Origin of the sequence: Motiliproteus sp. MSK22-1 (assembly GCF_001968815.1) — a bacterium.
Taxonomy (GTDB): domain Bacteria; phylum Pseudomonadota; class Gammaproteobacteria; order Pseudomonadales; family Balneatricaceae; genus Motiliproteus.
The window spans coordinates 386,151-397,698 of sequence record NZ_MIEQ01000044.1; the positions used below are offsets into that span (position 1 = coordinate 386,151).

An 11,548-nucleotide genomic window follows, 5' to 3' on the forward strand; every position below is an offset into this window, starting at 1 on the left:
TTTATGACTACTTTGACATCTGAATGGCGCTTTCCCGGGTTGCTTCTGGCGATCCTGTTAGTCATTCCAATAACACTATTATCAGGAGACACCACTCTTGAATTAATCGATCTATGGCAGCTGCTGATTGGAAATATCAACAGCACCAGTCCCATTGATTATCTGGTGCTGACAGAGTTACGCCTGCCTCGACTACTGGCCGCACTGCTGGTTGGAGCCGCTCTGGGAACGGCAGGCTGCTTACTGCAACGACTCACAGCCAACCCCCTGGCCAGTCCTGGTTTATTGAGTCTCAACCAGGGGGCATCTCTTGGTTTGGTTTGCCTGCTGATTTCCCCACTGCCCTTTACTCCTCTGTATAGTTTTTCCGCAGCATTTGCGGGTGCTTCTATTGCCATGATTCTGGTGTTCGGCGTGGTCCGTCTAGCCACTGGCGGGCTGGCAGCAGACAGCCTGTTACTATTTGGTGCCTTGCTGAGCGCACTGTTCGGCGCCCTGACCACGCTTGTGCTGATTCTCGATCAACATGCACTTGATGCTATTCGGTTTTGGTTGGCAGGCTCTCTTTCTATGGTTGAACCAGAACAAATCCCCCTGCTTGCAGGGTTGGTATTCTCAGGCTTAGTGCTGGCAGTCATTCAGTGCAGGCCCCTGTTATTACTGGAGACAGGAAAGGATACAGCCCGAGGCCTGGGAGCAGATCCCCGCCTGGTTCTGCTCTCTGTCGGTGCCACCATTCTGCTGCTGACCGCGGTATCTGTAGCCGTCAGCGGGCCCATTTTGTTTATCGGTCTGGTCGTGCCCCATTTGTCCAGACTGTGGCTCGGTAACCAGATACACCGACAATTGGCCGGCAGTGCTTTACTCGGTGCTCTGCTGCTCACTCTGGCAGATTTACTGGTCTACCACTTCGATACCGATGATCGGCTACCTCCAGGAGTTGCCCTGGCGGTAATCGGTGTACCCTGGTTTTTGTGGCTGGTACGAAAAAGGTATATTAACCAATGAATAAGTCTCTAACAGCCACCTCATACCTTTGGTTCTTTCCTCCCGTTTTGGTGATCTGTCTGATAAATGGCAGTATCGACACGATACCTTTGCTGCTGGATGAGAACCTTCGGGAACTGCTGCTACGGATGATCACTGAGCTGCGCTTACCTCGAGTGCTGGTGGCAGCCCTGGTCGGTTCCGGGCTAGGCATGGCTGGACTACTGCTACAGACACTTTCCGGCAACAGACTAGCCGATCCAAGTATTATTGGTGTCAATCAGGGTGCGGCCCTGGCGGTCGTAGCTGCAATACTATTAATACCCGAACTTTCCCCCCACTGGATACCCATGATTGGAGTACTGGGGGGATTGGCCAGTGCCTGGATGCTTTGGGCACTCTGTCGCGGCACTGCATCAATCGCCCTTATCTTGATGGGTATAGGTGTCAGCAGTCTGCTCAGCGCATTAATCGGATGCCTGCTGATTCTGTCCGAAACTCAACGATTAGCCATGGTCATGACCTGGCTTGCGGGCAGTTTTGCCACCGTTGACCAGGCAACAATGGTAGGGACTCTCAGTTGGTCTCTGGTGTTAATACCCGCCTCCTGGCTACTTTGTCAGCAATTGGGCCCCCTTCTGCTGGACCCTCTCAGTTCCCGTATGCTGGGTGCAAGAACAGGCACAATTGAATCTCTTTGCCTTCTGGTTGCCTGTGCTCTTAGCGCAATAGCGGTAGCTGCTGCCGGAACCCTTGGCTTTATCGGTCTGCTGGCACCTCATATTGCCCGCAGACTGCATCCCCCCCAACCTGAAAAACTGGCTATGCCCGTTCTGGTCTACGGAGCATTGTTAGCCATGTTAGCAGACTTGCTGGGCCGCAGCCTTTTTGCGCCGGTGCAACTCCCGGCAGGTCTGATGCTCGCCATACTCGGAGTTCCGGTATTCATACTGCTGCTTCTCTGGCAACAACGTGTTCGAGGTCATTAACCCATGCCTAAATGCAGCCCAAATAACAACTGTGCAATTCGCGCCACCGACTTAAGTGTCGGCTATCGCGGTATACCACTGATTAACGAATCGACTCTGGTTATTCCCGAAGGACGCATTACCGTGTTACTCGGGGCAAACGGTAGCGGCAAATCAACTCTGTTAAAAGCGCTGGCTGGATTACACCCGCTCCAGAGCGGAACAGTCATGATCGGCGACAGCGATCTGACAACCACTCCCGCCAAACAACTGGCCCGGCAGATGGCTTTCCTGCCTCAACACCCTGGAGCCCCCGAAACCCTGACCGTCTCCGAATTGGTAATGATGGGCCGACACCCCTATCGGCGTCCTCTATTCCCAGCGACGAAAACCGATCGCAATGCAGTAGCAGAGGCCCTGCAAAATACCGATATGAGCGAGATGTCCGAACGATCCCTGGGAGCACTGTCCGGTGGTCAGCGGCAACGGGCCTGGTTGGCCATGATATTGGCGCAACAGACGGATATATTGATGCTGGATGAACCTACCAGCTACCTGGATCTGAGCCACCAGTATGATCTGCTGAACCTGGTTCGACGACTGAATCAACTTCAGGGAAAGACTCTGGTACTGGTGCTACACGACCTGAATCAGGCCTTTGAATTTGCAGATCACCTGATCTACATGAAGCACGGAAAGGTTATGGCAAAAGGAACAGCCTCACAGACAGCAACCCCGGAACTAGTTAAGGAAATATTTGATCTCGACTGTAGCATTGGTCTCCACCCCCAGGCCAATTGCCCCCTATTAGTGCCTTTGGCTACCAGATCAGCTGTCGGCGCTCAGCCCTCCACACCATCAGCACAGGCCATATAAGGTAGACTGGTCGAGACATCTGACATCATTGATATGCCTAAGTCAGATATCAATAAACGACGAGCTTTAAAAAGAAAGATCTAGTCGTTAATCAGGGGCATGTAGAGGCGCCCTCCAGTTTTCACACCCGATCATATTCTATGTCGAATATGATCGCACCCAAACAGTGTCTCATTTGAGTTTTTAATACAATCCAGGCACCCGACCACCTGTAAAATACTGGATCAAGGCTTCTTCTGAGAGCTGACGTCTTAAACTCTCTGTGGTAGCACGCACTTCTTCTTTGTTAGTATGCATTATCGGACAATTACTAAAAATTCCAAATGAACTTCCACCTGATTGTAAAATTTGCTCCACAAAAGCAATGCAGTTATTTGGCAACACACCCCATAGCCATTTTTTTTGCATTACTCTAACCAACTCATCATAGGCGGATTGTGGCTTTGCTAAACGCTTATAGTAACGGCCAATTTCTTCTTTCTTGGTATCAATCAGGTATTTATCGTACTCTTCTTGCCTCATGTATTTCGGGTAATCATGAATACCCGCAACATGGAAGTAATATCCTCCTTTACCGCCAACGTTAAGCAATGCATGGCCGCAAAAATTAATACCATCACCGCTGACGATAACCGCATATGATTTAGTCATATCTAATGGAAGGCAAACTTTTAGATTGGAACCACTATAAGCCATCGAAAACACTCCTGTTAAGCTTCAAGGTAAAAGCACCCTGTTCATCCCTAGAAAAAATGCTATTATTGTATAAATTCAATAATGCAGTTTTATTTAATGATCGGCATGCTAAAAGGAATGACGCATGAAATCAAGTTTCAGAACCACCTCTACAATGATAATTTCATTTCTTATATTTTTTATTCTTTTTGCAATAGCGACCTATCTCGTCTTTGTGTTCTTTTTCCCCACAAGCTCACCTGAGTTAGCGCTCAACATCATGTTCGTTGGTGGTTTAATTATTGCTTTACTCGGCAGCATGGGACTTTATTTTCATAAAATACGAAAACATTAACCCCCTCATGTAGCTTATAAAGGCAGGATAGCGTCGATCTAGGCTCGTTCACTCCGCATAAATAGAAAAATCTGAGCGCCTATATTAGAGACACCGGCCCCAAGTTCCAGAATCCGTAATTAAATTATCGTTGCACCCGATATAGCATGATTAAAGATCATGGGTAATCAGGAAGAAATAAGGAGCTACGCTTCAGTGTGCCGATTATTTTAAACCGATATAAATAAACGACGAGCTTTAAAAAGTCTCAAAGAGCGGTCAATTGACCGCCCTGCTGCCTCCGACAACGTCTATACAGCCAATCTTCGGCTGGGTAATATCGGAGGATCCGGTATATCCACGTCCAGCTAAATGTACAACTAGATAAATGTACAACTAGATAAATGTACTACTTGGATGTTGCGGCAGTTCCTAACTTATTAAGTACCATCGAAATTTTGTTTATGACCTTATCACACCCCTTGATATGGTGACGTTCTTTAAGGTACTCAGGATTATTATATGAAAGCCAGACCTTATTGTTCGCGTCTTCACTAATCAACACTTTCTGAGGCAGATCAATTGCAACCTGCTGTTCGCACTGCATTAATGGTGTCCCGACTTTAGGATTACCAAAAATAATCACCTCGGTTGCTCTTAGATCCAAATCTACACCAGAGGCATTTTTCTGGTGATTGATGCGGGCAAATAAGGTTAAACCTTTATCTTTTATAATCGATTCAAATCTGTCAGCAGTTTCTTTTGCAGGGTAGCTGCTTTCAATTGAGATCAAACTTTCTGTAGCACTTGCATAAGAAGAAGCAATCAAAGCAAGGGCGGCAAACGAAATACTTTTCATCATTAAATCACCTGTTGTTAGTTTTCAATTATTGGTCGGATAAATGGCATGCACATTGTTTCAGCTATCAACTGGAGCTTTCTGACAGGAGATCTACGGGCTAGTTCCTTTCATTAGCGCCCCTTATAGCTTGATAGGGATTACTAAATTTTCTTAGCTATCAGCTGCAAATATACTGACTACGCGGCCCATAAATCAAAACATGGAGCTCAGCAATCCTCATCAACGGGACTGTGCTGTCACACGGACAGCTGAACACACCTTCATAAACAGGAGGTCACCACCCACAGCCGGCACAACTATTCCCGATCTCGCCTAAAATTGAAAACCAGGAATTAATTATGATAAGAAAAATCTTTCTGACCGCTGTAACTCTACTGCTAATGGCTTCCCCCAGTATCAACGCAGCCCCACTGGATCTGGTTTGCAGCGAATGGGAACCCTATGTAGGCAATAACCTCACCAACAAGGGTCCGCTGGCGGAACTGGTAACAATGGCATTCAAAAAAGGAGGTTACAGCTCCAGCGTAAATACACACACCTGGGCAGATGCCATGGCCGGTGTGAAAAGTGCAGACCATGACGCGGCTATCTGCGTCTGGTTCAGCAAAGAAAGAAATAAGGAGTTTCGCTTCAGTGTGCCGATTATTTTAAACCGGGTCTCGTTTTTGAAGCGTAAAACCGATTCAATTTCCTGGGACCGCCTCAACGATCTGCAAGGGTATAAATTCGCCAAGCTCAAGGATGGCGTGATCTCCAAAAAATTCGATAACGCTGACTTTTTACAGATCCGGGAAATGGATCAGCAAATCGACGCTATACGGTTGCTGGTGAGTGGTGAGGTAGACATGGTCGCCGGTGACGAAGGAGAAGCTCTCAGCCTGATTCAACGCTACCTTCCCGAAGAAGCCGATAAACTGGATTTCGTTGATCGCTCGTTGGCCAGTAACTCCGTGCATGTGATGGTGTCTCGAACCCATTCTGACAGCAAAGAGCTGATTTCCGCTTTCAACAAAGGCATGGCAGAAATGCGTGCTGATGGCAGCTATCAGACACTGTTGGAACAACACCATATGGAGCGGCTTGCCGTCGAGTAATAAACCGACCGCCTTAACGGGAGAGCTTTGGCCCTCCCTTTCAGCTAAATAATCCATTCGGCACAGCCTGACAGCAATCAGTACTTCTATTGGGTTCTTTCCGCTAAACCACTGAAACCAGGCTCTATACTCTGCAGTAGAGTACTGAGCTCAGGCCATGACACCGAAAAGAATCGTTAAAGCGGCCGAAATCGGCTCTTACACATCAACCAAAACAGTTATGAAACTGTTGCAACCGCTTTTCGAGCACCGACAACTGAGCATCACTGACCTGTGAAACACAAGCACGTAACCCTTCAGTACGTTCGCTCCCCGTCGTTTCAAGGGCTATAGCACTAATACCGAAGCAAATCAGTTTCCCCAACAATTCCTCACCGCTCATACCGGGGTAAGCAAAAGTAAAATAAAACCCATCCGCCAACGGTGCCTCATCATCACGATCATAGACGATGGTAAATCCGTTGTTGATAAAGAGACGTTTCATCAGCTTCGCGCGGGTGCCGTAAACGGCCACCTCGTTGAGAAAATCGAATGTCCCCTCATTGGCCGCCCGGAACATCGCCGCCAGACCATACTGGGCAGAATGACTCACCCCGGATGACAGGGTGTAAAGGGCTCCGAAGATACTTGCGTAGCCATACTGGCGGGTATTGTACCAAGGTTCCAAATCGGCAAACTCACGCTCGAACAGTCGGTCTGAAATTACCAGTGAACCAATACGCTGACCGGCATAACTGAAGGCCTTGGAGCTGGAAATCAGAAACACATAGTTGTCAGTGTATCGGGCTACCGTAGGCTGATACGGGGTCTGGCCCGGCACACCGTAATTGTGTCGGAAATCCATACCAAAATAGGCCAGATCCTCGATCACAATCAGATCATACTTATCAGCCAGTTCACCAATGATCTGCAACTCCAGTTCGGTAAAACAAATCCACGATGGGTTATTTGGATTGGAATAGAGTATCGAACTGAACTTGCCACTCTGCAACTGTTCTTCCAGGGCATCCCGCAGCCGCACTCCCCGATAGTTGTAGACATCAAAGCTGGCGTAATGCTGGCCAAGGGCCTGCAGCTGTTTTTTCTGGACGGGAAAACCCGGATCAATGAACAGTGTCCCACTGCGCCCCTCGTGGGCGCGGTTGGCAACCATAAAGGTAGCCATGGCTCCCTGCATTGATCCGACCGTCGGCAGACAACTACCGGAATTCACATCAACATTCATAAACAGCTTGCAAAAGCGTGATATTTCCTGTTTTAGCTCGGGTAACCCATCCAGCATTGGGTAGCGGGCCGCCACCCCAGCCTCAAGCGCAGCAATCTCAGCTTTGACGCCCACTTCTGGAGGTTGCAGCCCCGGAACCCCCATCTCCATGCGGATATAGGTAACACCGGTGGACTGCTCTATTTCATTAACCAGCCTGACCAGCTCCCGAATGGAAGCATACCCGACCGACATCAGTCCCAGAGATTTCATTTTTTCATCAACAATGCGGGTATCGACTGGGCTTTCAAAATTCATGTTGGAATAGCTGTTCACGTAAACTCTCTGTATTAAGTAGATGTCTTCAGTCCAGGCAAATCGGGTTGCTGACAACAGCAACGTACCGAAGGTGCTGCCAGCAAGCCACTATCTTCAGAGCCGCTCAATAACCAGAGCGATGCCCTGACCAACGCCGATACACATGCTGCACAGCGCATACCTGCCAGCGTTGCGATGCAACTGGCGAATAGCAGAGGTAACCAGCCGTGCGCCACTCATGCCCAAAGGGTGTCCCAGTGCAATGGCACCTCCCTGAGGATTGATTCGCGGGTCACCGTCAGCCAAGCCCAGTTCACGTGAGCAGGCCAGCGCCTGCGCAGCAAAGGCTTCGTTCAGCTCAATGATATCCATTTCGTCAATGGAAAGGCCCAGTCGCTTAAGCAGTTTTTTGCTGGCCGGTGCCGGACCAATTCCCATAATACGAGGAGCGACACCGGTCACAGCCATACCCAGAACCCTCGCCTGAGGGCTAAGCCCATGTCGATTTGCCCCTGTTTCCGAGGCCAGCAACAATGCTGCTGCCCCATCGTTTATACCCGAAGCATTGCCGGCAGTAATACTGCCCTGATCAAACAACGGTTTCAGTTGGCTCAGTTTCTCCAGTGTTGTGGCGCGCAGATGTTCATCCTGACCAACCACCACAGGCTCCCCTCTGCGCCGGGGAACAGAAACCGGCACAATTTCTTCAGCTAACCAGCCCTGCTCCTGGGCTGCTGCCGCCTTTAGCTGGCTGGCGAGCGCAAAACAGTCCTGATCCTCACGACTGATACCAAATTCCAGCGCCACATTCTCCGCCGTCCGCGGCATCGTCTCGGTGCCGTAAGCTTCATCCAGTTTTCTGTTAATAAAGCGCCAGCCCATCGTTGTATCAAACAGCTGCTGATCACGACCGTATGCAGTGTCAGACTTGCCCAGCACAAAGGGTGCACGGGACATACTTTCCACGCCACCGGCAATCAACAGCTCCGCCTCTCCGGTTTTAATGGTCGAGGCACAGAGGCCCACTGCATTAAGCCCGGAACCACAAAGCCGGTTGATGGTGCTACCGGCTACCTGCTGCGGTAAGCCAGCCAGCAGTCCAGCCATGCGGGCCACATTTCGATTGTCCTCACCGGACTGATTTGCGCAGCCCAGCATAATGTCATCCAACGCCGACCAGTCCAGTCCGGGGTGACGATCCATCAACGCTTTTAGCGGTATCGCCGCCAGATCATCAGCCCGGACTGAAGCCAACGCGCCGCCATAACGACCGATCGGGGTGCGAATGGCATCGCAGATAAATACTTCATTCATGATATTTTCCAATTCGATGGCTCAACAGATAGTCACAGTCAGCATCTGGTCTAATCACCAGCCCGCCCGCTATGCTCTGATCTTACGAAAACCGCTTAACATCACGTCTGCCAGGGTATCGATCTCCTGCTCTGTCATCGCGGTGGACAGGGTGCCAGAGCAGGTATTGATCATCATGATGCCGTTGTCGAACAGGTGGTCCAGCATCGCCGCTGTCAGGCGCGCTTCATCAGGACCGACAAATCCTGAGCGGTAGTCTTCGGGCGCTTCTGCTTTCATATGAACCCTGAACATACTGCCACCACCGGTAACGCAGGCAGGGACATCAGCGATGCGAATCGCTTCAGTTATTTGATCACGAGCCCGATCTGCCAGCCCATTCAGGCGAATCACAGCTGGTTCGGTAAACAGCTCCATGGAGACATGACCAGCGACCATGGTGATCGGATTGGCAGAGAACGTCCCCGAATGGGGGAAGAGCACCTTATCGGCCCAAGGGTCCATCACATCCATCACCTCCTTCCGGCCAGCCAGGGCTCCAACCGGAAAACCACCCCCAATCATCTTGCCCATGGCAGTCAGATCCGGGCGCAACTCGTACCAGTCCTGGGCACCGCCGTAAGTGGAGCGAAACGTAATCACTTCATCGCAAACCAGCAGAGCTCCATTTTCGCGAGTCCATTTACGTAATGCCCGGACAAACTCTGCCGAGGCAGGAATCAGCCCAACCCGATGAGGTAACAGGTCAATCAACACACAGGCCAGCTCATCCGCATGCTGATCAAGGATAGCGATTGCTCGCTGCGGATCGTTAAAGGGAATAACAACTACATCGTTCAGTGCCGATGCCGGGGTACCGTGAGCCACCGGAACACTGGCCGGTTGATCAGGATCACCCCAGTTAGTCGGTTTTGCCGTCTGACTGACCTCTGCGTAGTCGTAAAGGCCGTGGTAGGCGCCTTCCACTTTGGCGATCTTCGGCCGACCGGTATAGGCACGGGCCGCCTTCAGGCAGCTCATCACCGCCTCAGTACCGGAATTAACGAAACGAATCTTGTCGAAGCCCGGCGAACGGCTGCACATATGCTCTGCGTAACAGACCTCCTCTTCGGTAGCCAGGGTAAAGGCACTGCCCTTCTGTAGCTGTTCCGTTACCGCCCCTACCACAGCAGGATGAGCATGCCCATGAATAAGAGAAGCCATATTGTTGGCAAAATCAATCCGGCGAACACCGTCAATATCGGTAACGTAACAGCCTTCGCCACGCTCGGCATATAGCGGATGAGGGCGTCGAAGTACAGTATTACGACTGACACCGCCCGGCAGTACATTCTGCGCTCGCTGGAAAATACGAGCACCACGAGAGAGTTGCTGGTTCATCATTCTATCCTGCAGTCTTAATATTCAGTCACTGTCCGGGGCCAGATCAGGCGCCGACAACATTGGCCAGCCGGCCATCAATCAAATTCCCTTCGGTCCTGTCCCGCACATACTCCATACTGATTCCGGGAGCCAGCTCCAGGACTCTGAACCCTTCCGGTGTTACGTCGAGAACGGCCAGATCGGTGTAGATCCGGCTGACCACTGCCTGTCCGGTCAGGGGATAACTGCAGGACTCCACCAGTTTCGAGTCACCATTCTTTGTACAATGCTGGGTAATAACGAAGATAGTCTTGACACCGGCCACCAGATCCATTGCCCCACCCACTGCTGGAATCGCATCCGCTGCACCGGTAGACCAATTGGCCAGATCACCACATGCGGACACCTGCATGGCCCCCAGCACACAGATATCGATATGCTGACCACGAATCATGGCAAAACTATCGGCATGGTGGAAAAACGAGGCTCCGGGAATAACCGTCACCGCTTTTTTGCCAGCATTAATCAGCTCGGGGTCTTCCTGGCCCGGTTCTGGCGCGATGCCCATACCCAACAGACCATTTTCAGTGTGGTAGATCACTTCTCTTCCCTCAGGAACGTACTGCGCAACCTTTTCCGGAATACCGATACCCAGATTCACATAGGCGCCATCGGGAATATCCAGCGCCGCACGCCTGGCCATCTGTTCACGATTCCAGCCAATGACTGTACCGTTCTTCTGGTTCAGGGTACCGCTCTTCTCATTCTTGGAACTGCTCTTCTTATTCATGGAACTACTCTTCTTATTCATGGATAGCTCCTCCCGGCTGCAACCAGTCTCGATTCCTGTGCCGGTTCGGTAACCGTAACAATACGATCCACAAAGATACCGGGCGTGACGATCACTTCGGGGTCAATAGCTCCCACTTCCAGCTGCAAACCGGTCTGCGCAATGGTCGTTTCTGCCGCCATTGCCATGATCGGGCCGAAGTTGCGGGCAGTCTTGTTGTAAACAAGGTTACCGTAGCGGTCAGCACGCTCACACTTGATCAATGCAAAATCAGCCTTGAGGCCATGCTCAAGCACATAGTCCCGTCCTTCAAAATTGCGTAGCTCCTTGCCTTCAGCCAGCGGCGTACCGACCGAGGTCGCCGTATAAAACGCCGGCACACCTGCGCCACCTGCCCGGATTCGTTCGGCCAGTGTTCCCTGGGGCACCAGCTCCAGCTCAATCTCACCGGCCCGGTACAGATCTGGAAATACGGTAGAGTTGGCGGTACGGGGAAAGGAGCAGATCATCTTGCCGACCTGTTTATTTTCAATCAGTGCCGCCAGGCCTACATGACCACTGCCGGTATTGTTGTTGACCACGGTAAGGTTCTTCACCCCTCTGTCGATCAGCGCATGAATCAGTTCAATCGGGCTGCCAGCCTCGCCGAAGCCCCCCACCATTACCGTCGCGCCATCGAAAATATCGGCGACTGCGGCGGCTGCTGAGCCTACCTGCTTATCAATCATTGTCGTTACCTTCTACTGCTGGGTCTGAAATCCACA

General features: G+C 50.9%; 11 protein-coding genes. 4 read left to right on the forward strand and 7 right to left on the reverse strand.

Features of this window, described 5'->3' with window-relative positions:
- Window positions 1-3 precede the first annotated feature (3 nt).
- The 3 genes from BGP75_RS12335 to BGP75_RS12345 are packed head-to-tail and all read left to right on the forward strand — an operon-like array spanning window position 4 to window position 2,831.
- Entirely contained in the window at window positions 4-1,008 is a 1,005-nt protein-coding gene (locus BGP75_RS12335; protein WP_076718895.1) for an iron ABC transporter permease, read from the forward strand.
- Window positions 1,005-1,976: an iron ABC transporter permease gene (locus BGP75_RS12340; protein WP_076718896.1), complete on the forward strand. Its 972-nt coding sequence runs from the start codon at window positions 1,005-1,007 to the stop codon at window positions 1,974-1,976. The genes BGP75_RS12335 and BGP75_RS12340 overlap by 4 nt, the downstream gene beginning before the upstream one ends.
- 3 nt (window positions 1,977-1,979) lie before the next feature.
- Window positions 1,980-2,831 (forward strand): ABC transporter ATP-binding protein, encoded by an 852-nt coding sequence (locus BGP75_RS12345; protein WP_076718897.1) that lies wholly within the window; start codon window positions 1,980-1,982, stop codon window positions 2,829-2,831.
- A gap of 183 nt (window positions 2,832-3,014) precedes the next feature.
- On the opposite strand, the gene BGP75_RS12350 is transcribed toward BGP75_RS12345, so the two are convergent.
- On the reverse strand, window positions 3,015-3,527 hold the full coding sequence (locus tag BGP75_RS12350) for a hypothetical protein (RefSeq protein ID WP_076718898.1): 513 nt from the start codon (window positions 3,525-3,527) through the stop codon (window positions 3,015-3,017).
- A 722-nt stretch (window positions 3,528-4,249) separates the two neighbouring features.
- Entirely contained in the window at window positions 4,250-4,702 is a 453-nt protein-coding gene (locus tag BGP75_RS12360; RefSeq protein WP_076718900.1) for a DUF302 domain-containing protein, read from the reverse strand.
- A gap of 338 nt (window positions 4,703-5,040) precedes the next feature.
- On the opposite strand from BGP75_RS12360, the gene BGP75_RS12365 reads away from it, so the two are divergent.
- Window positions 5,041-5,796: an ABC transporter substrate-binding protein gene (locus tag BGP75_RS12365; protein ID WP_076718901.1), complete on the forward strand. Its 756-nt coding sequence runs from the start codon at window positions 5,041-5,043 to the stop codon at window positions 5,794-5,796.
- Between the two features lie 205 nt (window positions 5,797-6,001).
- Here the strand turns inward: BGP75_RS12365 and BGP75_RS12370 are convergent, their stop codons facing one another.
- From BGP75_RS12370 to BGP75_RS12390, 5 genes are all read right to left on the reverse strand, one after another.
- Window positions 6,002-7,318, reverse strand: a complete 1,317-nt coding sequence (locus BGP75_RS12370) for a pyridoxal phosphate-dependent aminotransferase (protein ID WP_076719314.1) — start codon at window positions 7,316-7,318, stop codon at window positions 6,002-6,004.
- A 114-nt stretch (window positions 7,319-7,432) separates the two neighbouring features.
- Window positions 7,433-8,632: a 3-oxoadipyl-CoA thiolase gene (pcaF, locus tag BGP75_RS12375; RefSeq protein WP_076718902.1), complete on the reverse strand. Its 1,200-nt coding sequence runs from the start codon at window positions 8,630-8,632 to the stop codon at window positions 7,433-7,435.
- Between the two features lie 69 nt (window positions 8,633-8,701).
- Window positions 8,702-10,015, reverse strand: coding sequence for an aspartate aminotransferase family protein (locus tag BGP75_RS12380; RefSeq protein WP_076718903.1), 1,314 nt, complete (start codon window positions 10,013-10,015; stop codon window positions 8,702-8,704).
- 43 nt (window positions 10,016-10,058) lie between these two features.
- Window positions 10,059-10,697: a 3-oxoacid CoA-transferase subunit B gene (locus BGP75_RS12385; RefSeq protein WP_076719315.1), complete on the reverse strand. Its 639-nt coding sequence runs from the start codon at window positions 10,695-10,697 to the stop codon at window positions 10,059-10,061.
- A 104-nt stretch (window positions 10,698-10,801) separates the two neighbouring features.
- Window positions 10,802-11,512 (reverse strand): 3-oxoacid CoA-transferase subunit A, encoded by a 711-nt coding sequence (locus tag BGP75_RS12390; RefSeq protein ID WP_076718904.1) that lies wholly within the window; start codon window positions 11,510-11,512, stop codon window positions 10,802-10,804.
- Between the last annotated feature and the right edge of the window lie 36 nt (window positions 11,513-11,548).

Bases quoted from the DNA above. Each gene is read 5' to 3' on its own strand.
- BGP75_RS12370 (WP_076719314.1), bottom strand. From the start codon at position 7,318: ATGAATTTTGAAAGCCCAGTCGATACCCGCATTGTTGATGAAAAAATG.
- BGP75_RS12385 (WP_076719315.1), bottom strand. From the start codon at position 10,697: ATGGCCAGGCGTGCGGCGCTGGATATTCCCGATGGCGCCTATGTGAAT.
- BGP75_RS12340 (WP_076718896.1), top strand. From the start codon at position 1,005: ATGAATAAGTCTCTAACAGCCACCTCATACCTTTGGTTCTTTCCTCCC.
- BGP75_RS12350 (WP_076718898.1), bottom strand. From the start codon at position 3,527: ATGGCTTATAGTGGTTCCAATCTAAAAGTTTGCCTTCCATTAGATATG.
- BGP75_RS12365 (WP_076718901.1), top strand. From the start codon at position 5,041: ATGATAAGAAAAATCTTTCTGACCGCTGTAACTCTACTGCTAATGGCT.
- pcaF (WP_076718902.1), bottom strand. From the start codon at position 8,632: ATGAATGAAGTATTTATCTGCGATGCCATTCGCACCCCGATCGGTCGT.
- BGP75_RS12360 (WP_076718900.1), bottom strand. From the start codon at position 4,702: ATGATGAAAAGTATTTCGTTTGCCGCCCTTGCTTTGATTGCTTCTTCT.
- BGP75_RS12380 (WP_076718903.1), bottom strand. From the start codon at position 10,015: ATGATGAACCAGCAACTCTCTCGTGGTGCTCGTATTTTCCAGCGAGCG.
- BGP75_RS12335 (WP_076718895.1), top strand. From the start codon at position 4: ATGACTACTTTGACATCTGAATGGCGCTTTCCCGGGTTGCTTCTGGCG.
- BGP75_RS12390 (WP_076718904.1), bottom strand. From the start codon at position 11,512: ATGATTGATAAGCAGGTAGGCTCAGCAGCCGCCGCAGTCGCCGATATT.
- BGP75_RS12345 (WP_076718897.1), top strand. From the start codon at position 1,980: ATGCCTAAATGCAGCCCAAATAACAACTGTGCAATTCGCGCCACCGAC.